Annotated in this window: 21 protein-coding genes, 1 tRNA gene and 1 pseudogene; 13 read left to right on the plus strand and 10 right to left on the minus strand. The window is 45.9% G+C overall.

The features are described 5' to 3' along the window. Positions 1 to 372 precede the first annotated feature (372 nt). Positions 373 to 1,197, plus strand: coding sequence for a hypothetical protein (locus WH43_RS04545; protein ID WP_053423466.1), 825 nt, complete (start codon positions 373 to 375; stop codon positions 1,195 to 1,197). Between the two features lie 142 nt (positions 1,198 to 1,339). On the opposite strand, the gene WH43_RS04550 is transcribed toward WH43_RS04545, so the two are convergent. Together WH43_RS04550 and WH43_RS04555 are read right to left on the minus strand one after the other, a co-directional pair. After that, positions 1,340 to 1,915: a YceI family protein gene (locus WH43_RS04550; RefSeq protein ID WP_082335682.1), complete on the minus strand. Its 576-nt coding sequence runs from the start codon at positions 1,913 to 1,915 to the stop codon at positions 1,340 to 1,342. A 41-nt stretch (positions 1,916 to 1,956) separates the two neighbouring features. Then, entirely contained in the window at positions 1,957 to 3,147 is a 1,191-nt protein-coding gene (locus WH43_RS04555; protein WP_053423467.1) for a class I SAM-dependent rRNA methyltransferase, read from the minus strand. Between the two features lie 98 nt (positions 3,148 to 3,245). Here WH43_RS04555 and WH43_RS04560 point away from each other — a divergent pair, with 98 nt between their 5' ends. Continuing rightward, positions 3,246 to 4,256 (plus strand): NAD(P)H-quinone oxidoreductase, encoded by a 1,011-nt coding sequence (locus WH43_RS04560; protein WP_286049464.1) that lies wholly within the window; start codon positions 3,246 to 3,248, stop codon positions 4,254 to 4,256. Positions 4,257 to 4,294: 38 nt separating this feature from the next. On the opposite strand, the gene WH43_RS04565 is transcribed toward WH43_RS04560, so the two are convergent. After that, complete coding sequence (locus WH43_RS04565; protein ID WP_053423468.1) at positions 4,295 to 5,701, minus strand: MFS transporter; 1,407 nt, start codon at positions 5,699 to 5,701, stop codon at positions 4,295 to 4,297. A 163-nt stretch (positions 5,702 to 5,864) separates the two neighbouring features. Then, complete coding sequence (gene metG / locus WH43_RS04570) at positions 5,865 to 7,925, minus strand: methionine--tRNA ligase (RefSeq protein ID WP_053423469.1); 2,061 nt, start codon at positions 7,923 to 7,925, stop codon at positions 5,865 to 5,867. Between the two features lie 166 nt (positions 7,926 to 8,091). Between metG and apbC the strand changes: the two genes are divergently transcribed. The 6 genes and pseudogenes from apbC (at position 8,092) to WH43_RS04605 (ending at position 14,308) form a co-directional block, all read left to right on the plus strand. After that, entirely contained in the window at positions 8,092 to 9,183 is a 1,092-nt protein-coding gene (gene apbC, locus WH43_RS04575) for an iron-sulfur cluster carrier protein ApbC (protein ID WP_152342783.1), read from the plus strand. A gap of 2 nt (positions 9,184 to 9,185) precedes the next feature. Beyond that, positions 9,186 to 9,776, plus strand: coding sequence for a dCTP deaminase (gene dcd / locus WH43_RS04580; protein WP_053423470.1), 591 nt, complete (start codon positions 9,186 to 9,188; stop codon positions 9,774 to 9,776). A gap of 292 nt (positions 9,777 to 10,068) precedes the next feature. After that, positions 10,069 to 10,953, plus strand: coding sequence for a DMT family transporter (locus tag WH43_RS04585; protein WP_053423471.1), 885 nt, complete (start codon positions 10,069 to 10,071; stop codon positions 10,951 to 10,953). Between the two features lie 306 nt (positions 10,954 to 11,259). Beyond that, positions 11,260 to 12,653 (plus strand): annotated as a pseudogene (locus tag WH43_RS04595) (DUF3300 domain-containing protein). Between the two features lie 79 nt (positions 12,654 to 12,732). Then, positions 12,733 to 13,659, plus strand: a complete 927-nt coding sequence (gene blaPER / locus WH43_RS04600; RefSeq protein ID WP_053423474.1) for a PER family extended-spectrum class A beta-lactamase — start codon at positions 12,733 to 12,735, stop codon at positions 13,657 to 13,659. A 73-nt stretch (positions 13,660 to 13,732) separates the two neighbouring features. Then, a complete protein-coding gene (locus tag WH43_RS04605) occupies positions 13,733 to 14,308 on the plus strand; it encodes a glutathione S-transferase family protein (protein WP_053423475.1) in 576 nt (191 codons plus the stop codon). 38 nt (positions 14,309 to 14,346) lie between these two features. Here the strand turns inward: WH43_RS04605 and WH43_RS04610 are convergent, their stop codons facing one another. Beyond that, a complete protein-coding gene (locus WH43_RS04610; RefSeq protein WP_053423476.1) occupies positions 14,347 to 16,188 on the minus strand; it encodes an ABC transporter ATP-binding protein in 1,842 nt (613 codons plus the stop codon). Between the two features lie 371 nt (positions 16,189 to 16,559). Between WH43_RS04610 and WH43_RS04615 the strand changes: the two genes are divergently transcribed. Further along, entirely contained in the window at positions 16,560 to 17,189 is a 630-nt protein-coding gene (locus WH43_RS04615) for a hypothetical protein (RefSeq protein WP_053423477.1), read from the plus strand. An 81-nt stretch (positions 17,190 to 17,270) separates the two neighbouring features. Here the strand turns inward: WH43_RS04615 and WH43_RS19995 are convergent, their stop codons facing one another. From WH43_RS19995 to WH43_RS04640, 5 genes are all read right to left on the minus strand, one after another. Then, positions 17,271 to 17,477 (minus strand): hypothetical protein, encoded by a 207-nt coding sequence (locus WH43_RS19995; RefSeq protein ID WP_152342784.1) that lies wholly within the window; start codon positions 17,475 to 17,477, stop codon positions 17,271 to 17,273. A gap of 113 nt (positions 17,478 to 17,590) precedes the next feature. Continuing rightward, positions 17,591 to 18,088, minus strand: coding sequence for a hypothetical protein (locus WH43_RS04625; protein WP_053423479.1), 498 nt, complete (start codon positions 18,086 to 18,088; stop codon positions 17,591 to 17,593). Positions 18,089 to 18,118: 30 nt separating this feature from the next. Then, positions 18,119 to 18,349 (minus strand): hypothetical protein, encoded by a 231-nt coding sequence (locus tag WH43_RS04630; protein WP_053423480.1) that lies wholly within the window; start codon positions 18,347 to 18,349, stop codon positions 18,119 to 18,121. A 217-nt stretch (positions 18,350 to 18,566) separates the two neighbouring features. Then, positions 18,567 to 18,643: transfer RNA gene (locus tag WH43_RS04635), tRNA-Pro, on the minus strand. 90 nt (positions 18,644 to 18,733) lie between these two features. After that, positions 18,734 to 19,669, minus strand: coding sequence for a sodium-dependent bicarbonate transport family permease (locus WH43_RS04640; protein WP_053423481.1), 936 nt, complete (start codon positions 19,667 to 19,669; stop codon positions 18,734 to 18,736). 96 nt (positions 19,670 to 19,765) lie between these two features. Between WH43_RS04640 and WH43_RS04645 the strand changes: the two genes are divergently transcribed. From WH43_RS04645 to astE, 4 genes are all read left to right on the plus strand, one after another. After that, positions 19,766 to 20,728 carry a LysR family transcriptional regulator gene (locus WH43_RS04645; RefSeq protein WP_053423482.1) on the plus strand — a complete coding sequence of 321 codons (963 nt, stop codon included), beginning with the start codon at positions 19,766 to 19,768 and terminating at the stop codon, positions 20,726 to 20,728. A 72-nt stretch (positions 20,729 to 20,800) separates the two neighbouring features. Then, positions 20,801 to 21,679, plus strand: coding sequence for an EamA family transporter (locus WH43_RS04650; protein WP_053423483.1), 879 nt, complete (start codon positions 20,801 to 20,803; stop codon positions 21,677 to 21,679). A gap of 150 nt (positions 21,680 to 21,829) precedes the next feature. Next, complete coding sequence (locus WH43_RS04655) at positions 21,830 to 23,110, plus strand: endonuclease (protein ID WP_053423547.1); 1,281 nt, start codon at positions 21,830 to 21,832, stop codon at positions 23,108 to 23,110. A gap of 117 nt (positions 23,111 to 23,227) precedes the next feature. Then, positions 23,228 to 24,280, plus strand: a complete 1,053-nt coding sequence (astE, locus tag WH43_RS04660; protein ID WP_053423484.1) for a succinylglutamate desuccinylase — start codon at positions 23,228 to 23,230, stop codon at positions 24,278 to 24,280. Positions 24,281 to 24,526 lie beyond the last annotated feature (246 nt).

Consider the following 24,526-nt stretch of genomic DNA (forward strand, 5'->3'; position numbering starts at 1 on the left):
GAAAATATTAGGATTTGTGTTGGTTTGATACTTTGTTATTTAAACGCTTTCGCCGTTGGCGAGCTACTTTCTTTGCGTCGCCAAAAGAAAGTGGCGCAAAGAAAAGGCGACCCTGGCCGCTGCGAAAGCCCGCTCAAAAAAGTGCGTCCAAGGCGACTCGGCAACTCGTTCGTCGCTACCGCTCCTCGCTCAGACACTCCTCGTCTTAAAACCTTGGCCACCCATTTTTGAACGGCTTGCGGCTAAGGGATTGGGAGTCATAGTTAGTTTTACATTCTTTACGGTTAGCTTTGAACGCTGTATTTTAAGTACTAAAATTGATGTTTATATGGCAAAAATAAAAATCTGCCCGTTAAGGTTTGGTGTCGTGGTATGTTAATTGAAAGTGCATTTCTTAAGCTTCCTGAGTTAATGCTGTCGAGCTATACACATGGAGGTAATGTCGAAGCGATGGTCGTCAATTATCTTGCTACTGGTTTACAAATGGAGCTTAATTCTAGATCGGTACCATTTGCCTACAACCATATTACCGTCGAAAAGCCATATCCCAACCAGAGTAGAACGGGGTCTGTATTTAGAGCAGATTTGTTTTTCGACTCTAGAGGCAGCCTACCTGGGCTTGCCCGTCTTACACAATATGGTTTTAAAGAGATGCAATGGCTTGAGGCCAAGAGTTTTTTTTCTAAAGGTAGTTCGAGCCCCACCACACAAAATGTAGGCAGGATAATTAAAGATTTAATTAGATTATGTATTCTGCCGGAAGAGTTACCGGGTTATATCAGACAAAATGGCAGGTATGCACTAATGGTATTTGATCAGCATCCGTCTAAGTATCTGGCTTATAAAGACCGTTCATGGCTAGAACAAATTTTTGAAGAACGAACTCCATCAATCCACATTGATCTGACATCTGAACAGAAATCGCTAATACGTTCGGTGGTTGGTCGAGACATGATAAATGCAAAGCTTGACCTAAAGTTGTCAGTCTTACATTTTGAACCTTCAGCTTTTATACCTAAACCCGTGTATTGGGGATATTTGCTTAGAATTGACGAGTTCTCAATTTCGATAAACGATAGTGTTATCGAATCTAGATGCGAGTCAAATGATTATTGGAATAAAGAAAAAATTGCAGAATTAGCATCTGTAAAGAGCGAATTTGTTTCCTTACTCAAAAGAGATGAAGGGGCAACATGATGTTCAACAGTACTATGAATTCACAGATTAGGAATCCATAAGTACTGATGCCTCAATTCGTTCTCCATATTTAATTAAATCTGAGGAAACAAAACAGCCACCAAAAAGGTGGCTGTTTTACAAATCAAACTAATCCAAAAACCTACTTCGTCAGCACCAAGCTAAAAGTGGTGGGTACCATTGGGCTGATGGCTTTCAGGCCAGCCAGTTCACGTAGTTTTTCTACGCCTGCGCCTAAGTCGAATTTAGTCACGTCCAGCATAATTGGCGCAATGGTCGTGACTACTAATTGGCTGTCTGACACTTTGGTCACTTTTACTTTGGCCGTCAGGCTTTGGGTTTTAGTCAGTAAGGTCAAATCTAAGGCTTGATCCACAACAAGGCTGTCACCGGTTTTTAAACCAGCCAGAACTTTGCTGTCGACTTTGCCTTTGGCGTTGATCGTGCCGTATTGTTTGGCTGCTAATACATGTTCCAGAATACGTTCGTTACGAATTGGAATGATAGTGTCGATACTCATTGCAGGAATAGTCACTGCAAATTCGCCTGCTTCAGTTAAGCTGCCGGTTAAGTCTTTAAAGCTATGGGTTTCGGCCACAACATCATTTTTCACAGAAACAAAGTTCAGGCTGGATTGCGCACTGTTGACAGACCAGTCGGCGGCGGCAGAAAAACTTAAGGCTGCGGCCACTACTAAAGCTAATTTTTTCATCGTCATCGAACACTCCTTAGTGGATGGGCAAAGGTAATAACCTCTGCTTAGAATACCTTACAAACTAAACCTTTCAGATAATGACCTTCAGGGTAGAAGCTGGCAATAGGGTGGTCGCTGGACTGACTGAGTTTTTCGATAAACAAGCAATCTTTGTTCGCATCCAGTGCAGCGTCGGCCACTATTTTCTGAAACAGCATGTCTTCCATTAAGCCAGAGCAGCTGAAGGTCAGTAATAAACCACCTGGTTTGACCAACTGCATAGCGACACGATTGATATCTTTGTACCCGCGGGCGGCTTGCATCAACTGGGCTTTGCTGTCGGCAAATTTTGGTGGGTCTAAAATCACCATGTCAAACAACTTGCCTTGCTCTTTGTATTCGCGCAGCAACTTAAATACGTCCTGTTTGACGTTGTTGGACTTGTCCAGTTCAATGTTATTTAAGGCTAAATTGCGTTCTGCGGTTTTTAAGGCTAAATCCGACATATCGACGTTGGTGACATGTTCAGCACCACCTTGTAAACAGGACAGCGCAAAAGTGCCGGTGTAGCTAAAGCAGTTCAGTACGGTTTTACCTTTGGCTAAGCGACCTGCAGCAGCACGTGAATCACGTTGATCCAGATAAAAACCTGTTTTGTGGCCGTTGATCACATCGACCAGAATTTTCATGCCATTTTCTAAAATCACCACTTCGCCGCTATCCCGTGGCAAATGCAACCAGCCAGTGACAGGTTTTAAGCCTTCTTTTTTACGTACATCCACATCTGAACGCTCGTAAATGCTGTAGTCAGGGAAGATTTGCTTTAAGGCTTCGACAATCAACTCGCGGTTGGCATCGGCGCCGGCAGACAACAGCTGACACACCAGCACATCGGCATATAAATCGATAGTGACACCTGGTAAACCATCAGATTCAGCCGCCACAACACGTAAACCATTAGTGTGGTTTAAATCGTACATATCCTGGCGCACAGACCAGGCACGCTGAATACGGCGGGTGAAAAAGGCCTGATCAATCTGTTCTTTTTCGTTGAAGGTCCAGGCGCGTACCCGAATTTGCGAGTCGGCAGAATAAGCACCACGACACAACCATTTGCCATCGTGGGTCAGTACGTCTACAGTTTCGCCCGACACTGGTTTGCCTTTGACCTGCAGCACCGCTTTAGAAAATACCCAAGGGTGGCGGCGTCTTAAGGATTTTTCACGTTCGGGTTGTAAAATGATACTGTGAGACATAGGTCAACTCTGTAGATGGGCAAGGGGCGCTATTTTAGTGAAGAGCGCGCAAAAGCTAAAGCAAAACTAGTGCAAAACAAAGAAAAGGATCGGCTAACGTGACGCAAAACTATGTTGTACCCAATCAGATGATTGCTATTGAGGTGATTAACCCAGGTAATCAAAGCCAGTTGCAGCAAACCACAATGGCTGTCCCAGCGTTAAAAGCCGGGCAGGTGTTGCTGAAAGTCGCAGCTGCCGGCGTTAATAGAGCAGACTTATTGCAGCGCTCCGGACTTTATCCGCCACCAGCAGGGGAGTCGGATATATTAGGTTTAGAGGTCGCTGGCACTGTAGTGGCTGTGGCTGCAGATGTGTCATCAGAATGGCTTGGCGAGGCTGTGTTTGGTTTAGTACCGGGTGGTGGTTACGCGCAGTATGTGGCGTTGCCAGCTGAGCATTTAATCAAAAAACCTGCGTCTTTAGGCATGAGCGAAGCGGCAGCTTGTGCGGAGGTGTTTTTAACTGCATTTCAGGCGATGCGTGTTGTCGGGAGTTTACCGGATCAAGGGGCATTGTTGGTGCATGCCGGAGCCAGTGGTGTTGGTACTGCAGCTATTCAGTTAGGTAAAGCTTTGGGTTGTTTTGTTGCTGTCACTGTAGGTTCAGATGACAAAGCCAAAGCTTGTTTAGCCTTAGGCGCTGATGTGGCTGTCAATTATAAAACTCAGGATTTTGTTACTGAATTAAAAGCAGTGCGCCCTCAAGGCTTTGATTTAATTATCGATCCTGTAGCGGGGGACTATATAACCAAAGATATTCAGCTGTTGGCACTGGATGGCCAGATTGTCGTGCTTTCTATGCTCGGTGGCCGTATCACACCACAACTGGATTTAGGTTTGATGCTGAAAAAACGCGGCCAGCTTTTATGCTCCACACTTCGAAATCGAACGGATGGCTACAAAGCGGCGTTAATCAGCGATTTTAATCAGCAGTTTGGAATGGCTTTGGCAGAAAGAAAAATAAAAGCTGTACTGGCACAGAGTATCGACTGGACTGAAGCGGAGCGGGCGCATCAGTTATTGGCTTCGAATGCTGTGGTAGGAAAACTGGTGCTCACTCTGTTTTGATTTCTTCGTCTGTCATGCTTTAAAAACAACAAACCGGCTTAAGCCGGTTTGTTGTGATTTGATATTTGGTGTTTATCTGCTTCATCCACCGCTTCAACAGTTTCAGTGTTTACAGCAGCTTCTGGTTCCACATCCATACTGCTTAGCTCTTGATCCGCTGTAGGCAGGTCGGCATCCGGATGATGTGGATGCACCATTTGCTCTTGCACCATTTGTTCGTCCACCCGAGGATCTAAAGCCGCGGCTAAAGGCGAAGACACTAAATCGCCGGATGCCATCACATAATCTTGCGACACTTCTTTATCCTGTTGTTTTTGCTGATAATTAACCTGAGTTAAACGTAAAAACAGCACCAAAGTACAAAGCGCCATAAACCCATACAACATGCTGTTGCCGACTAATTGCATAAAGGCTGAGGCAATTAATGGTCCTATACAAGCACCCATACCAAAGGTCAGCAAAATAGTAGCGGATAAAGCCACTCTATGTTCTTGCTCGACATTCTGATTCGCCAGCGCTGTGGCCAACGGGTACAAAGTAAAAGCCAGAATACCAAAAGCAAAAGTGAAGATAAGTGCAAAAATGCCACTTAAAGGCAAAATGGCAATACAAAGCACCACGCCACCGAGCAGCACTGTATTGATACGAATTAAACGGCTGCGACGAATTTTGTCGGACAAACGGCCCATAGGCCACTGCGCTAATAAGCCCGCAATCACGGTAGTGGCCATATAAGCCGCTACTTGTTCAGTGCTGGCGCCGCTATGGGCGATATAAGCTGGGGCCAGACCATAAAAAGAGCCAACTATGACACCAGCCATTGCAATGGTGGTCAGCGATTGTGGCACTTTTTGCCAAAACATTTTGATTTTAAGTGGTGCTGGTTGTAAAGGTGCAGGGTGAATACGACGGGTTAAGGCCAAAGGCACAATACAAAGCGCAAAACACATAGCAACAATCAGCAGAGGTTTTAGGGTTAATTCCGGGTTTAAGCTAATCGCTAATTGGCCCAGCACTAAGCCTAAATACGAGACAATCATATAACTGGCAAAGACGGTGCCGCGGTTTTTACTGTCTGCCTGCTCGTTCAGCCAGCTTTCCAGCACCATATACATGCACATCATGCCCATACCAACCATCAGACGCAGCACCAGCCAGATGGCTAAATCGTCTATTAAGGCATGGCCCAAAGCACTGGCTGTGGTAATGCCGGCACTGGCAACAAAAGCACGGATATGACCGACCCGTGCTATTAAACGGTGACCTATTTTGGAACCTGCGACTAACCCCAGATAATAAGCCGACATCATGCCGCCTATCCAGATTTGGGCTGCAGAGTCTGCTGCAAGGCGCAAACCTAAATAGGTGGTCAGTACCCCAGAGGCGAGTACCATCAATAAAGTGGCAAAATACAACGAAGAAAACGAACGCAGAATGTTAGACATGCTTTTCCTTGTCACTAAAAAGGGTAGTCAACCGGCTACCCTAAGTAATTGGAGTTGCAGCGAGGCGACAAGCGATCGAGACCCCAGGAGCATAGTTCACCTATGTGACTGGGGCGAGGTTGCGTAGTCAACAAAGCTGCAGCTTCAAGAACGACGGGTAGATCTATTTCACGCGCATTCCTGGCGTCGCACCATCATCTGGTGTTAACAGGAAAATATCACTGCCACCAGGGCCTGCGGCCATCACCATACCTTCGGACATGCCAAAACGCATTTTACGTGGCGCTAAGTTCGCCACCATCACCGTCAGACGGCCAATTAACTGCTCTGGCTGATACGCGGATTTGATACCAGCAAACACCTGACGTTGCTCATTGCCTAAATCCAGTTGCAGTTTCACCAGCTTGTCCGCACCTTCAACGTGTTCGGCATTAATAATGCGGGCAACCCGTAAATCCAGCTTAGCAAAGTCATCAATGCTAATGGTTTCACCAATAGGCTCAATAGCGGCGTCTGAAGATACAGCCGCAGGAGCTGCTTTTGTTTCCGCAGCTTTTGGTGCAGCAACGGCAGCGGTAGGCTGTAAGTTTTCTTTTGAGCCTTCGATCATAGCTTCTACCTTGGTCATTTCGACACGTTGCATCAGAGGCTTAAATACGTTGATGCTGTGATTGGTTAACGCGGTCTGATAAGTCGACCAGCTTAATTCGTCGTTTAAAAACAGTTCCACTTCTTTGGCCATAGCTGGCAGTACTGGTTTTAAGTAATGCATCAGTACGCGGAACAGGTTAATCCCCATAGAACAGACTAAATGCGCTTCGGTTAAGGTCGCTTCATTTTTTGCCAGTACCCAAGGCGCTTTGGCATCAATGTATTGGTTGGCTTTATCAGCCAGCGCCATAATTTCACGGATAGCGCGGGCAAATTCACGTTTCTCAAAGCTTTCAGCAATGCTTTCGCCTGCGGCTGTGAACTCAGCCAATAAAGCCGGTTCGGCAATCTCAGCTGTTAAGGTGCCATCGAATTTTTTGCTGATAAAGCTGGCGCAGCGACTGGCGATATTCACCACTTTACCTACTAAATCTGCATTCACTTTTTGCGCAAAATCTTCCAGATTTAAATCCAGGTCGGTGATATTGCTGGTCAGCTTAGATGCAAAGTAATAACGCAGATACTCTGGGTTTAAATGCTGCAGATAAGTACGGGCTTTGATAAAGGTGCCACGAGACTTAGACATTTTGGCGCCGTTCACAGTCACAAACCCATGCGCATAGACAGACGTAGGTTTACGGTAACCTGCGCCATCTAACATAGCTGGCCAGAACAAGCTGTGGAAATAGATAATGTCTTTGCCGATAAAGTGGTAAATCTCAGCATCTGAGTCTTTTTGCCAGAACTGGTCAAAGTTGACGCCGGTTTTATCACAGTAGTTTTTAAAGCTGGCTAAGTAGCCGATCGGCGCGTCGAGCCAGACATAGAAAAACTTGCCGGGTGCGCCTGGAATTTCAAAACCAAAATAAGGTGCGTCGCGGCTGATATCCCATTGCTGCAGGCCTTCAGTAAACCATTCCTGCAGTTTGTTCGCCATTTCGTCCTGCAATGAACCACTGCGGGTCCAGTCTTTAAGCATTTGCTCAAAGGCAGGCAGGTCGAAGAAATAATGTTCGCTGTCTTTTAAAACCGGAGTTGCGCCTGACACCACTGAACGTGGATTTTTAAGCTCAGTTGGACTATAGGTTGCGCCGCACGAATCGCAGCTGTCGCCGTTTTGATCCAAAGCACCACATTTAGGGCAGTCACCTTTGACAAAACGGTCCGGCAGGAACATTTGTTTTTCAGGGTCAAACAACTGGCTGATGGTTTTGCGTTTGATATAACCACCTTGATCCAGTTTGGTGTAGATCTCGCTGGCAAACTGCTTGTTTTCTTCGCTGTGCGTGCTGTGATAGTTATCAAAACCTATTAAAAATTCAGCAAAGTCTGCCTGATGTTCTTGCGAGGTTTGCGCAATCATCTGCTCTGGGGTAATACCCAGTTGCTGAGCTTTGAGCATAATAGGGGTGCCATGAGCATCGTCGGCGCAGACGTAATAACACTGATGACCACGGGCTTTTTGGAAACGGGACCAGATATCAGTCTGAATATATTCCAGCATATGACCTAAGTGAATGGGGCCATTGGCATAAGGTAAAGCACTGGTGATCAAAATTTTGCGTTGTGTCATCGATAACTCATAGATATATCACTGAAAAAAGTGGCTTAATGATACAATAGCGCGCGTTAAAGCGCACCAGTTCAACAGCAGCAAAACGCTGAAAAGCTGGTAAAGTGTGCGCAAAAGACAGTTCACAGGAATTGAACCCGTTCAGCAACACAAATTGAGTGAGACGATGTGGTTTAAATGGTTTAAAAAAGCGGCAGAACAGTCATCTTCAGCCGATGGCATGCCAGAACTCTTAGCCAAAACTTTGGCTGAATTTCAAAGCAGTGAATTTCCTATGCCGCTGGATAGCTTGATCCAGCAGGCCAGTTTTAATTCGAAACAGAATAGCCTTAGCTTAACGCTGAAGTTTCCATGGTCCTCTTTGGCTGATGAATTATTACCTGTACTGCAGCAGGTGCAGCCTGGTTTGACATTGGAACTTCGAAGCGAAAATACCGCAGAACCGGTCTACCGCACTATCAAACAAGTGATTTTGGTGGCATCGGGCAAAGGTGGTGTGGGTAAAAGCACCACTGCGGTCAATCTGGCGGTGGCGTTAGGCTTAGAAGGCGCCAAAACGGGTCTTTTGGATGCGGATATTTATGGTCCTTCTATTCCGACTATGTTGGGTTTAAAAAATGCCAAAGCGGAGTCACCGGACGATAAGCATTTATTGCCTAAACAAGCTGCTGGTATTTATCTGCAGTCGATCGGTTTTTTAGTCGACCCGGAACAAGCCTCGGTCTGGCGTGGCCCTATGGCCAGTCAGGCGTTGCTGCAGCTATTAAATGAAACTTTGTGGCCGGATTTAGATTATTTAATTGTCGATATGCCACCTGGCACAGGCGATATTCAGCTCACTATGTCGCAAAAACTGCCGGTGACCGGAGCTTTAATAGTCACAACACCGCAGGATGTGGCCTTGGCTGATGCACAAAAAGCCATCTCTATGTTCCGCAGCGTGAATATTCCTGTACTTGGACTGGTGGAAAATATGAGTTTTTACCAGTGCAGTCACTGCGGTGAAATCGACGATATTTTTGGTACCAATGGCGGCTTAGAATTAGCTGAACGTTATCAGGTGCCTGTGCTGGGGCAGTTACCCTTACAAAAACAAATACGCCAGTCTTGTGATGCCGGAACGCCGTTCGTGCTGAACTCAGCCGAAAGCGGTACTGGTTTTTACCGGGCTATAGCACGACAACTGAGCTTTGCTTTATATTGGAACTCCCAACATCAGCAAGCGCAGCAACCCGACATTATTTTTACGGATGATTAACCATGAGATTGTGTGACCGCGACATTGAAGCCTACATCGAAGCAGGCAAGATCCAAATTACGCCACGGCCAACACCGGATATGATCAGCGGTGTCAGCGTGGATATTCGTTTAGGCCATAAATTCCGTACTTTTCGTGCTTATGCTGCACCTTTTATTGATTTAAGTGGCCCACGTGAAGAAGTGGATTTAGCGCTGAATTCAGTGATGAGCGATGAAATTGTCTTAACAGACGACGAAGCTTTTTTCCTGCATCCAGGTGAATTGGCGTTGGCTATTACACTGGAATCCGTCACTTTACCTGCCGACATAGTGGGTTGGTTGGATGGTCGTTCGTCATTAGCTCGTTTGGGGTTAATGGTGCATGTCACTGCACACCGCATCGATCCGGGTTGGTCTGGCAATATAGTACTGGAATTTTACAACAGTGGTCGTTTACCGCTGGCGCTTAGACCCAATATGAAAATTGGTGCGCTGAACTTTGAAACTATGACAGGTGAAGCTGCGCGGCCATACAACAAAAGAGTGGATGCGAAATACCAACAGCAAACAGGTGCGGTAGCAAGTCGTATCAGTCAGGACGATCAGAGTTAAAAAACTGCTTCGTATTTGAGGCTGTGGCGTTGTTAACGGCGCCAATCGCCGTAGAAATGAAAAAGCCCATACAAAAGTGGTATGGGCTGAAGCAATAAAGCAAAAATGAAGCGGGGTAATTATGCAATATATTTGCATAGCTTCGCAACCCGGCTTTTTTAGATTTTTTCATTTTTTTAGCAATTCCTGTCGCATTCACTGAATACTTAGTTAAAAAAACAGAATTTATCCAAAGAGTTGTCAGGCTAATTCAAACAGCAACCTCAGATTTGATTGCGTACAGGAGTTTTTAATGCAAGCTGCCAGTTTTATCCGTCTTTTTAGCTTGGCTGCTATCTGGGGCTCATCGTTTTTGTTTATGCGTATTGCTGTTGGCAGTTTAGGGCCTGCAGCCTTAATGACGGGCCGGGTGTTGTTTGCGGCGTTGTTTCTGGGGTTGATGGGCTGGTTGTTGAAAAAGCATCAATTGGATTTAAAAAATAATTGGAAGCATTTTTTTATCCTCGGCTTTTTTAACTCAGCTTTACCGTTTTTGTTATTTGCCTATGCAGCGCAAACTTTAACAGCGTCAGTTTTATCTGTACTCAATGCCACAGCTCCTATCTGGGGGGCTTTGATAGGTATAGTGGTGTTCCGGCAAGCTTTAACTTTACGAATTGCAACAGGCTTAGTGCTTGGCATCAGTGGTGTAGCCATATTGGTGGGTTTTGACCCTGTAGTGCTGGAACCCGGAGCTCTAGTGGCCCTGTGTTGTGCGGCAGGCGCTGCTTTTTGTTATGGCATCGCTACTCATTACACGCGTTTAGCAAAATCGGTCGCACCTTACACTAATGCCCAGGGCAGTATGTGGACCTCAACCCTGATGCTGGCTCCTGTGATGTTGTTTATGCCGGTGCAAACGGATATCAGTCTGAATGTAGCTGCTGCAGTTCTGGCTCTGGGTGTACTCTGTACAGGTGTAGCTTATCTGCTCTATTTCCGTTTAGTTCAGGACGAGGGGGCAACGCCGGCATTAACTGTGACCTTTTTAATTCCAGTCTTTGGCGTATTTTGGGGTCATGTGTTTTTAAACGAGGTTTTAGGCTGGCATACTTTTGTTGGAGTGGCTGTAGTCATTACGGGCACTTCGTTAGTCACAGGCTTTAAACCTTCAGCGCTTTTTAAAGTCAAAGCCTAAACTGTAGCCAGTATTCAGAAGCTGTTCAGACAATACTTGCTATAACCTGATGCAAGCTGGTGATAAATCCATCAGTCGATGAAATTTTTAGAGTGTGGCGTCGGATCTCGCGACACTTTTACTTTTAGATCCGGGTTTTAGCGGCCACAAAAGTGGCAGGAGCTTACAATGCGTGCCCTGATGAAATGCTTACCTTTGCTTTCAGCGGCTTTATTCCCAGCCTTGTTGGTTGCCCCAGTAGCAGCACAACAAACCGCCAGTGCCGGTAGCACTGTGCAAAGTTTTAGTCAGGCTGAGCTGGACGCTATGCTTGCACCCATTGCTTTGTACCCGGATACAGTATTGTCGCATGTGCTGATTGCCTCGACTTACCCGCTGGAAATCATTAAAGCCAACAGGTGGGTGGAAGAACACCCAACTACAGTGCTGAAGAAGCGTTGGAGGAAGTTGAAGATGAAGATTGGGACCCAAGCGTAAAAGCTTTGGTGCCTTTCCCGCAGTTGCTGGAACGTATGAGCGACGATATTGACTGGACTCAGCGCTTAGGCGACGCCTTTTTAGGTCAGGAAGCGCAAGTGATGACCAGTATCCAGACTTTGCGTAATAAAGCTTATGCTTCAGGTAATCTGGATAAGCAAGAACATATTAAAGTGGTCAGGCAAGAAAAAACTATCATCATTGAACCTGCCTCTCCGCAAGTTGTTTATATTCCTTATTACGACCCTTACGTCGTGTACGGACCCTGGTGGTGGCGCAGTTATCAACCCGTTTACTGGCATGTCCCAGTAGGTTATGCCGTACATCGCGGATTTTCCTGGGGTGTGGGTATTCAGATCGCCCCTGGTTTTTATTTCAGCAGTTTCCACTGGCCACGTCGTCAGATTGTGGTGATCGATCATCACCATCATTGGCGCGAACCTTACTACTATCGCAGTCATCAGATTATTCACCATAAGAATTCTCATCATTGGCGTCATAACCCGCACCACAGGCGTGGTGTGAGCTACCACGCGGGTTATCAGCCAACACGTGAGTTCAGTGGTCAGCGCAGTTATCAGAATAGAGAACAGCAAAGAGAATGGGCCGCCCAGACCCGCGAAAATAAAGGTTATGCTCCGGATCGAAAAGTGAATACTCAGAAAGAGCAGCGCTTTGCAGAAAAAGACCGTCAATTTGAACGCAATAAAAAAGGCGATGACCTGATGCGTCGTGCGAAAGAAGAAGGTCCACGCGCTCAGGTGGAGCCGACAAATTCCCGCGAGTTGAAGGACAGGCAACAGCTGTTGCGTCAGGAGCTGAAAAATAACAAGCGTCAGGAACTCGAGCCAGACCGTATCGTAAGGCAACCAGGAGCAGAAATGATCCGCCCTCAGCGCACTTACCAGACCCAAAGGACTGAACAAGCGAAATTTGAGCGTCCTGTGCAACAACCACGAGTGGATACGGTGCGACCAGAGCGGAGTTACCAGACGCCTCGTATTGAACAGCCCAGATTTGAGCAACCTAAAATTGAACGAAGCTATCAGCAGCCCCGTGTTGAACAGCCGCGTATCGAACGCAGCTATCAACAGCCTCGTGTTGAGTCGCCCAGAGTAGAGCGTAGTTATCAACAACCAAGGGTACAGCAACCCAGGATGGAGCAGCCTCGTGCGCAAAGCAGGGAGATGCGTGGTGGTGAAGGTCGTCGGCAAATCGAATAACAGTCTTTATCAGACTTAAAAAAGGCAGCGTTGGCTGCCTTTTGTATAATTCATCTCTACTTATCACAAGGACAGACCAATGAATGTCATTATAAACGCTGTAGTTACTGCTTCGACGCTACTGATGGTGGCATTTAGTCCATTCAAAATCTCAGCGCAATCCCCACTGTTAAAAGAGCAAATTGAATCCATAGTCATTGAAAAAAAAGCCACTGTAGGCGTTGCAGTGTGGGGGCCTGACGATCTGGAACCTTTACTGATTAATCCTTTTGAAAAATTCCCAATGCAAAGTGTATTTAAATTGCATTTAGCTATGTTGGTACTGCATCAGGTTGATCAGGGAAAGCTGGATTTAAATCAGACCGTTATCGTAAACAGGGCTAAGGTTTTACAGAATGCCTGGGCTCCGATAATGAAAGCGTATCAGGGAGACGAGTTTAGTGTTCCAGTGCAGCAACTGCTGCAATACTCGGTCTCGCACAGCGATAACGTGGCCTGTGATTTGTTATTTGAACTGATTGGTGGACCAGCTGCTTTGCATGACTATATCCAGTCTATGGGTATAAAGGAGACCGCTGTGGTCGCAAATGAAGCGCAGATGCACGCGGATGATCAGGTGCAGTATCAAAACTGGACCTCGATGAAGGGGGCCGCAGAGATCCTGAAAAAGTTTGAGCAAAAAACACAGCTGTCTGCATCCTCGCAGGCTTTGCTATGGAAGTGGATGGTCGAAACCACCACAGGACCAGAGCGGTTAAAAGGCTTGTTACCAGCTGGTACTGTGGTCGCACATAAAACTGGTTATTCGGGTATCAAAGCCGGAAAAACTGCGGCCACTAATGATATAGGTATCATTCTGTTGCCTGATGGACGGTCGTTGCTGGTTGCAGTTTTTGTAAAAGACTCAGCCGAGTCAACCCGAACCAATGAAGCTATCATTGCGCAAGTTGCTCAGGCTGCGTACCAGTTTGAATTGAAAAAGCTTTCTGCTCTGAGCCCAAATTAACTGACTATCAGCACTATCTAAGCCGATGGCTCTGGTTGTACACTAAAGTCATGATCTGAAATTGGAGTAGGTTATGCAGTTATTAGGTTCAGTGGCTTCCCCTTTTGTTCGTCGTTTACGTTTAGTACTGGCAGGGCAACCTTATCAGTTTGTAGCGCTTAATATTTTTGAGTCTGAAGGCCGTTCAGTGTTGGTACAACACAATCCGGCACGCAAAGTGCCTGTGTTAGTGGATGGAGAGCAGGTTATTTTTGATTCAGGCGTAATTTATCGTTATTTGGCTTCGAAACTGAAATTAACACCATTGAGCTGGGATCAGGAAAATGGCCTGACTACTATTAATGCCTGTACAGACTCGTTGGTTGAATTACTGCTTTGTAAGCGCTCAGGTTTTGACGTGACTGAAGACAAATTGTTTTTTAATCTGCAGCATGAGCGAATTCAGGCGACACTAGAGGCACTTGAGCAACAAATCAGGGCAGGGCATTTTGGGCACTGGGACTATCCGAGTATCAGTCTGTTCACTTTAATCGACTGGATATTGTTCCGCGATTTAGTCGACTTAAAACCTTTCCCTGTATTATTACAGTTCAGAAATGAGCATTTAAACCAGCCGATGGTGGCTGAAACCGACCCGCGTTTGAGCTAAAAACAACAGGTCAGAGCCAAGACTCTGACCTTTATTATTTATTCCACACCAATAAAGCCGCCGGTTTGATGCGCCCATAATTGAGCGTAAATACCGCCTTTGGCGATCAGTTCCTGATGACTGCCTTGCTCCACAATACGGCCTTGATCCAGAACGATCAGCCTGTCCATAGCTGCTATGGTAGATAAACGGTGTGCAATGGCTATAACCGTTTTGCCTATCATCAACTGGGTCAGACTTTGCTGAATAGCTGATTCTACTTCGGAGTCCAGCGCTGAGGTGGCTTCATCCAAAATCAGAATAGGGGCGTTTTTCAGTAAAACCCGTGCTATTGCAATACGTTGACGTTGACCACCAGAAAGCTTGACTCCACGTTCGCCCACCTGAGCGTCGTAGCCACTGTTCCCTTTAGGGTCGGTAAGCTCCTGAATAAAAGCATCGGCTTCGGCTAGACAGGCTGCTTCGATCATTTCCGCTTCGGTAGCGCCAGGACGACCATATAAAATATTTTCCCGCACAGTGCGGTGTAGTAAGGAGGTATCTTGGGTCACCATAGCGATGTGAGCGCGAAGGCTTTCCTGGGATACGGTTTTGATGTCCTGGCCGTCTATTAAAATCTTGCCTGAATTGACATCATAAAAACGCAGCAGTAAGTTCACCAAGGTGGATTTACCAGCACCAGAACGGCCGACTAAACCTACTTTTTCACCGGGTTTAATCGACAAGTCCAGACCATCAATCACAGGGCCATGTTCACCTGCTGCTTTGCCGTAGTTAAAGTTCAGTTGCTTAAACTCAATCTGACCTTGTGGCACTTCAAGCGGCTTCGCATCAGCTGTGTCGATGATTTGCTGAGGCTGAGACAAGGTAGCAATACCATCAGCCACAGTACCTATGTTTTCAAACAGTGCACTGACTTCCCACATGATCCACTGTGACATACCATTTAAACGCAGTGCCAGACTGACTGCGATGGCAATAGAGCCTACGGTGACCGCATTCACAGACCAAAGCCATATTGCCAGCGTGGCAATAGAGAACACCAACAGATAGTTCAGACCTTGCACACAAATATTGAGCCAGGTAGCCAGTCGCATTTGTCTGTACACAGGTACTAAGAACAGCTGCATGCTATCGCGGGCGTATTCTGACTCACGAGCCGTGTGTGAAAACAGTTTAATAGTGCTGATATTGGTGTAGCTGTCGACAATACGACCCGTCATTTCTGAACGGGCGTCGGCTTGTTCTGTTGCAACTTGTTTCAGCCGTGGCACAAAATAAAACTGCAAGCCGGTGTAAATGACTAACCAGGCAATCATCGGCAGCACGAGACGCCAATCTGCATCGGCGATCAGATACAACATAGAGCCAAAATACACCACCACATACACCATGACATCCAGCAGTTTGGTGGCAGTTTCCCGTACAGCCAAAGCCGTTTGCATCACTTTAGTGGCGATGCGACCAGCGAATTCATTCTGGTAGAAACCTAAACTTTGTTTTAGCAAATAGCGATGCGCCAGCCAGCGGATTGACATAGGGTAGTTACCCAATATGGTCTGGTGGATCAGGGCTGAGTGGAAAAATACCAAACCAGGCAACACCAGCAACATCACTATGGCCATAGTGATCAAGGTATCCCGCTCTTCCTGCCAGAAGGTTGCCGGATTCTTCGTTACCAGCCAATCGACTAATTGTCCCATATAACCGAATAAAGATACCTCTAGGGCAGCCAGTAAGGCTGTCGTAATAGACATCAGGATCAGAGGCAACACCATGCCTTGACTGTAATGCAAACAAAATGCAAACAGGCCTTGAGGTGGCTGAGTTGGCTCTTTATCAGGGAAAGGGTTGGTTAAGCGTTCAAAAAAGCCCAGCATAAAATTCCTCAGCAGCAACGAAAAAGGCGGTTATTGTACGTCAAAGTTTAAAAAACAGATGTAACTATTTGATGAAAGCCCGGTTTTGAGCGGCTACCTTATTTGATTACCGATGGCTTGTGACATGCTTTTTTGCTGAATAGAACAGCAGATTGTTGAAAATAAATACAAAAAAATCTGAAAAATCCAAAAGATGCTATATCACGTGAACTCAGCAGCTTAGATTTATTTGAGGACCATTAATAGGTAATAACTGGAAAATCTATAACTTAGCTTCTGTTTTATCAGCTTGCAAAGGACTTTTTGCTTTCTACACTGAAAATACAGAGTACCCGAATCAGGGTGTTGTCTCGTCTTACAGGAGTGTTGAAATGGATGCCAAAGAATTATTGGTCTACATGAAGCAGGCAGAACTGCAAGCTGAGTTAGTCGTTGAGGCTGGTCAGCAACTGGACAGAGCCATCAAACAATTACATGACTGGTCTGAAGATTGGGATTGTCAGCGTCGGGCTTGTGAAGATATGTACGATGCCGTGCATTTAATTCTGATCCATAGCTATCAATTATCCCGGATTTTCTGGCCCGCCAAGTGTTGCGGAGAACTGGGGCTGGATTTGTGTCACAGAGCCATGGCACTGCGCAGTGAAATAAACCTGCCTGATCTAAACCATCCACTGCGGAATGAGGCGTTATGGCGTCATGCAGATGAGCTGGATCATTCAGTGCGGGATAATACTGCACTGCGTCGTTATCAAGCGCATCATTTAACCGGTTTTAATCAGGTGATCACCTGGATGGATAATGAAGCCATGTTTTGCTGGCTTGAACCTGCCAGTAAAACCTTTGTGTTTCATGCCGAGGAGTTTGCTTTAGCCCAATTACTGGATGCTGTGCATCAGGTTCAGCAAGATATTCAGAATTTTCTTAACAAGCAGCATCAGTCAAATCTAAAGGTGGCCAAAGCTGGCGTGTATCACTATGAGAAGCAGTGGGCTAACTAGTTGTGGTGGCTTTGAAAGGCCACCATTTGAGTCGTTTGATCTTCAGATTTTAAGAATTACTTTATAACCAGTTTTGTTATTTTATTTCATCAGCCTAATATAGCCATAAGCTGAGATACTGCGAACTTTGTATTCTTTTATTCGTAATGCCACTTCTGCCTGATAATCTTCAAGATACAAATGCAAGTCGTCCTGAAACTTCTCAGTTGCCTTTTTTCGTTCAAACGGATTGGCAATTCTCTCCGCGTCATAAGCCTGCAGGCAAAGGCAATGAGCTCTTCCTTTCATTTCCTTTGCAACAGTGCTTTCAATCTGTCTGACCGTAGGAGATGATGCAATATGTTTGTAAATCAAGATGCAGCATATGGTACAAGCCACTGATAATGTACAAGAAAGCAGAGCTAGCATAAGACTTGAATTCCTCTTCTCATATTAATCACGCTAGAGATCAGCCAAATGACTATTGCTGAAGCAACGGCGATATTAATGGATGGCACACCATATTTGTAAACGGACGGCAGTACATCCGTATTAAATAAAAGTCTATCCATTAGTCGTGCTGTCTGCAGAATGACCATAGATACACAGGAAAGAGTAATGTATTGACTCAACTTAGAATATTGCCAAGCAAAACGTTTGTGCATACCAAATATAATGAGCACAGTGATAGTATTAAGCATCACCCAGGATAAATACCAAGCATGGCGAGCAATTTCCGCACTCCATGCAGACAGGGCCATCAGTTCTGGCGCTACCTTGTCCATCATTAATCCCATGATAACCCAAGTAACTGCTGCTGCCCTCGATGACTGAACCACTGGAACGAATACAGATATAACCAAACTTAGTAAACACGCGATCCAAAGGTATTCAGCGAGACTGATTATAAAATGTCCCAAAACTATGCCCCTTAATTTGTTCCCTAATTATTATTTTGGCGGTTCGTTACCCCAACCACTGCCTAATGTAGTCAGTGTTGGATTTATTGCTTTAGATTCTTGCTGCTCTGCAGCCAGCTTCGCCTTTGCTTCAGCAGATAAGGTGACAGTGTCTGCAGTAGAGGGTGCTGTTGTAGTGGTGGTTTTAGCCTGAGCAGCAGGAGCAACAGTTTGTATTGTTGATGTAGCCGCTGTGCCCGGAGTATTTAAGTTGATTTGCATAACTGTTCCTTACCATTGTCACTAAATCAGAAAACAAATGTACACGAACTGTTTATAAAAAATCCAATAATTTTTACAACACAAATGAATTAATAGCGCTCAGACAGCTGGATGGGCGATATGAATTGTTGAATCCTCGAAAATAACCCCCTGCATTTTCAACATACCGTCTTTTTATAGACATAAAAAAACCTGCTCTAAAAGCAGGTTAATTTAATGGTCGGTACGAGAGGATTTGAACCTCCGACCCCTTCACCCCCAGCGAAGTGCGCTACCAAGCTGCGCTACGTACCGACGTTGGGCCTTATACTACTGCTTTAACTTATAAATGCAATGCCCGCTGGTTTGACTGCGTTTTTTTTGTTCGCTTTGGACTGTGTCAGCTTAGTTTCCAAGCGCCAGTTCGACCCAATGTTGATAGACGGGGATGGCCAGCAGCACGTTGACCGGAAAAGTAATACCTAATGAGGCCAGCATTGCCAGACCTATATTGGCATCCGGGATACTGGCGCGCACCGCAGCTGGTGCTGCTATGTAAGATGCACTGGCTGCTAATGTAGTTAAAACCAGTAATGAGCCTTGAGGTAAATCCAACAGTAAACCAAAAGCCAGACCTAAAGCGCCCAGGGCAAATGGAGCCAAGGCGGCAAACAGCATCAAGCGCCAATGTTTAATCGGCAATGGGTTACAGACCTTCGCTGTGCACAGCCCCATTTCCAGCAAAAACAGCGCCAGCATAGTTTTAAAACCACCAATCAGTGCAGGGGCTAAAGGCTCCAGCCCTTCAGGTCCGTATAAATAACCTATCAGAACACCACCACCTAATAACAGCACGCCGCGACTGGTTAGGGCTTCTCGCCAGATATGAGCCTGATTGCCCTGGCCTTTAAGCGCACCATATAAGCCCAGCATAATAACGATGGCAGGGAGTTCCAGCATCACTAAATAGAGGGTAGTTTCGGGGAGCAGTGGCAAACCTGATTTTTCGGCATAAGCCAAAACAACCGCAAAGGTACCGGCGCTGACGGAGCCATAGTGAGCAGCAATACTTACGCTATCTGAGTTAGTGAGTTTGATCAGGTAACGTAATACTGGATAAGCCAGCAGCGGAATTATCAAACCTAAAGCCGCAACGGCTAACAGATCCGGGATCATGCCGCTGTGGGCCTGCCCATGCAAAGCCAAGCCGCCTTTGAGCCCCAGGACCAGCATCAGCAGGATGGATAAGGTTTCGTAAATGGACTGAGGAACTTTTAAATCTGACTTTAATAAACCTGCCAGCAGGCCAAAGGCGAAAAATGCGATCACAATATCAGGCATGACTTTACTCCGTAGCTGTTATTGGGTGGCGATTCTGCCTGTCTTTGGGTATATTGGATAATTAATTGTTTGTAACTTTGGTATTTATGATTATCTATGGATGTGCGGCATTTAAGTTTTAGATTATTGCAGGTGTATGTGCAGGTGGTGCGTTTAGCTTCAGTCTCTGCGGCTGCACGGCTGTTGCATTTAACTCAGCCTACAGTGTCCTTACAGCTAAAAAAATTAGCAGAGGAAGTGGGACAGCCTCTGCTCGAATACCGTGAAGGTAAAGTACACACTACTTATGTTGGCGATGCATTATTTCAGGCGGCGTCTGATGTGCTTAGTCGTTTTGATGACTTTTCCGCCTTATTAGAAGAAGCCAAAGGTGGACGCAGTGGTACTTTAAGCTTAGGCATAGTGACTACCGCAAAATATGTAATGCCGACTATCCTGGGAGCTTTTGACAAAATGAATCCCAAAATTGATGTGACATTAAATGTTGGCAACAGAGCTCATATTTTAAACCGGTTTGCTCATCAGGATGATGACTTGTATCTGTTTAGTCAGCCACCCAGCGGCGAGCAGGTTCAGGCCTGTCGTATTATCAAAAACCCGCTGCAATTACTGGCGCCAGCGGATCATTGGGCGACTCGTTATTGTGAACAAGGTGGGGAGCTTGATTTTGCTCAGTTAAAAAATGAGCGATTTTTAATGCGGGAACCGGGTTCGGCCACTCGTATGCAGTTTGAATCCTGGTTGAGCAGCCAGGGGGTTGAGCTGTCAAAGACGATGCAAATTGAAAGCAATGAAGCTATCCGACTTAGCGTTGCCAGTGGTCTGGGGCTGGCAGTGTTATCCACTTACACTTTGGCGCAAAGCAATGACCAATTTAAAGTACTGAAAGTAAAAGGCTTTCCCTTGAATAGCCATTGGTATCTGGTGGCGAGAAAAGACAAAAGGTTAAGTGCTTCAGCCAAGCGTCTTGTGCAGTTTATTGCACAGCATCTGACAGATTGTATTGAAGCTCAGTGGGTGGTGGAGGATATTGCGGCGTTAGATCAGTATTTTAGCTAAACAGCGGGTAAAAACTTTGCCTTCCGGCTCTTAACAAGGCATCATTTTGTTTTATGAGTTTTGGAAGTCTGTATGTCTTTATGGATCCCTTTTACATTGCTGGCTGCATTTATGCAGGCGATGCGCAATGCGCTACAAAAACAACTAAGTAAAGATGTGCCTGTGATGGGCGTGACCTTAGCCCGCTTCATTTACGCCGGGCCTTTAGCGCTTTTGTATTTACTCGGACTTTACCAATGGCAGGATTATGCCATTCCACAGTTTAGCCTCTGGTTTTTGTTTTACGTGCTAGCTGCTTCTGCTATGCAAATTCTGGCTACTGCCTTGATGGTGGTGTTGTTTCGGTTAAAAAATTATGCAATAGGGGTGGGTCTTGCCAAAAGCGAGGCTATTCTGGCTGCTATTGTAGGTGTGATGTTTTTTGGTACTTACATCAGCCCATTAGGCTGGGTTGGAGTTTTTATTGGTGGCATAGCTGTGTTTTTATTAACAGGAGCCACCAGTATTCAATCGTTATCAGTCAAAACTCTGGCCTTAGGTTTAGGCAGTGGTTTGGCCTTTGCATTGACATCCTTGTGGGTCCGTGAGGCCAGCCTGACTCTGGGCTTGCCATTTTTACCTGCAGCGGCCTGGGTGCTGTTTTTTGTGATCACCACTCAAACTATTGTTTTGTTAGTTTATCTTGCGCTGAACGACAAAACGACCTTAGTGAAGTTATGGCAAAGGCCACAACTGACGTTAGCCACCAGTTTCACCAGTTGTTTGGGCTCTTTAGGTTGGTTTACCGCGATGAGTTTACAGGCTGTGGCTTATGTTAAAACGCTGGGGCAGGTGGAAGTGTTATTTACGCTGCTGATTTCAGTTTTGGTACTCAAAGAAAAACTCAAACGTCAGGACCTGCTGGGGTTGACTCTGATCGTGCTTGCGGCAGTGCTGGTGATGTGGGCTTAGTTTTGAGTTGATAAGTAAATAAAATGTTTTTTATTTAAGCGATTTGTCATAAATCTAAGTTAATCTTGTAGTGCTCTGATGGAGAAGCGAAGCAATTCTGGGGGCAGGATGCAGATCCTCAAACAACAACAAGAACTGACAGGATTTATAATGAAACAGATCACAACCTTATCATTGCTCGCAGCAGCGTTGTACAGCAGTGCCAGCTTTGCCAATCTGCTGATCACTGAAGTGTTGTATGACGCTCCAAACAATGACAGCACTGAAGAATTTGTCGAACTCTACAACAACAGCTGCACCGCCATTAACCTGCAAGGCTATAGTCTGCAGGATAACGGCGGTAGCTTTAATTTATCTGGCACTGTGGCGCCACGCAGCTATTTTCTGATAGTAAAAAACAGTGCAGCTCTGCAAAGTTTGTATGGCAAAACACCACAACTGGCTGGTTTAACTCTGGCGTTTGGCAATAGCGGTGATTACGTCAAATTAAAAAATGGCAGCACGGAAGTGGATGCAGTCGGCTGGGAAAATGGCTTATCCGGTTGGTCCATCAATGCTGTTGATAAATCCATTAGCCGCAATAAAACCACAGACAGCAATCTGGCCTCAGATTGGGTGGTGTCTGCCAATTATGGTAACCCTGGCATCGGCGTATTTACTGCAACCTGCAGTGGCGGTGGCGATACCGGAGGTGGTACTGATCCTGTTGTTAACTTGCCCACCTATTACGCGGCCGCAGTTGGCAAATCTGGTAGCGAGCTCAAAGCCGCGCTCAATAGCATTTTGCGCGGCCACGTACGTTTAACCTATAGTCAGGTCTGGGATGCACTTTCCTATACGGATGAAGACCCAAATAATACCAATAACGTGATATTGCTTTATGCTGGCCGTTCTGAGGCTAAAACTTTCCGCGCCGGCCAGACCAATTCTTTGGATGCCTGGAATCGGGAACATGTCTGGGCAAAAAGCCATGGTTTTCCCAGTGAAAGCAAATATGCCTATACCGATATCCATCATTTGCGACCTGCCGATATGTCTATTAATTCCAGCCGTGGCAATAAAGACTTTGATCTGGGCGGCACAGCTTTGGCTGAAGCCCCGGAAAATAAAACCGACAGCGACAGCTTTGAGCCCCGTAATGCCGTCAAAGGTGACGTGGCCCGTATGATGTTTTATATGGATGTGCGCTACGAAGGCGGCGATGAAACCAGTACGCCAGACCTGATATTACGCAATTTTGCTCCAACTGGCAGTTCAGCGCCAGAGATGGGAAAACTTTGTGTATTGCTGCAATGGCATATCCAGGATCCGGTCGATAGTTTTGAAAGTCGTCGCAACAACCGTATTTACGAATGGCAACAAAACCGCAATCCCTTTATTGATAACCCACAATGGGCTCAATCGATTTATGGCGCAAGTTGTGGTCTTTAACGGGTAGAGTTGCACCAAGCTGCTTTTGCAAGCAAAAGCAGCTTGGAGTGTGTCAGGGGCCGAGCTAGAATGAGCCAAACTTAAAAAAGCGTTTAAGCGCTAGTCTATGGAGCATCTATGAAGCCTGAAACTCTGTTGCAGCAACTGCAGCAAAACCCTGATTTTTTAAAACTCACCTTAGCCTATCCCGATTTTTTACCTTTTGTTCGCTATTCACTTCAAAACGGCACGGAAATCCAAATCTGGGATACAGGGGTTATCTATTGTCAGCCCAAGCAGTGTGGCCAGCAAGACATAGTGCTCAGCAGCGGCATGCATGGTAATGAAACTGCGCCTATCGAGCTTTGTTCCACACTGTTAAACGACGTATTGGCTGGCAAACTACTGCTGACAGAGCGGGTGCTGTTTTTATTTGGTAACCCAGCGGCGATGAATGCGGGAGTACGGGAGATTCAGGATAATTTAAACCGATTATTCTCTGGTCATCACAGCGAAGAGCCGGGCATACAGAGTGCGGAGCGTGAGCGGGCGAAAAAGCTAGAAGGCTATGTGTTGAAGTTTTATGAAGAGGCTCCGCAAGGTTTACGTGAACGTAAACTATATGATTTGCATACCGCTATTCGTGGCTCACGTTTTGAGAAGTTTGCCGTTTATCCATTTTTACATGGCCAAAACTGGAGTAAACAACAGTTTGAGTTCCTCAATGCTTGTGGTGCCAATACGGTGCTTTTGATGCAAACTCCGGCCAGTACCTTCAGTTATTTTGCCGCCCAAAGCTGCAAGGCGCATGGCTTTACCATCGAACTGGGTAAGGCACGGCCTTTTGGTCAAAATGATATGAGTCGTTTTGCTGAAGCCGCTACTGCGTTAAGAGCGTTGATTTCAGGCAGCGAGCTGAACACAAAGGAGTTTAACGAAGCCGACTTTAACCTCTATGAAGTACGTCGTGCGATCAACAAAACTACCGAAGCCTTTGCACTGCATTTTGCCGACAGTATTGAAAATTTCACCACCTTTGATGTCGGTACTGTGCTGGCCAGTGATGAAGGTGTGGAATACAAGGTAGAAGTGGAGGGTGAAGCTATTATTTTCCCTAACCCTAAAGTGGCCATTGGTCAGCGCGCCATGCTGATGGTAAAACCTGTTTCTGTAGCTGGAAAAGTGAGTTAAGCCTTAGGTTCATGGCATAGCAGAGTACAAAATATCTGACAGCTGGCCCTGCTTTAGTGCATGGACCAGCTGTTTTTATTTGTGCCTCTGGTTGCAATGCAGTTTACGTAAAGGTAAAGTTGCGGCCGAAAAATAGAAGAAAATAGCCATACTGATTAAAACACGTAAAACAAAAATAATGGTCAGGGCAAACGGGGAAACGCAATTCAGTTACCAAGAGTGGTCACCAAGCCACCATGCGTTTAA

It is taken from the genome of Rheinheimera sp. KL1, from assembly GCF_001275035.1.
GTDB classification, from domain to species: Bacteria; Pseudomonadota; Gammaproteobacteria; order Enterobacterales; family Alteromonadaceae; genus Pararheinheimera; species Pararheinheimera tangshanensis.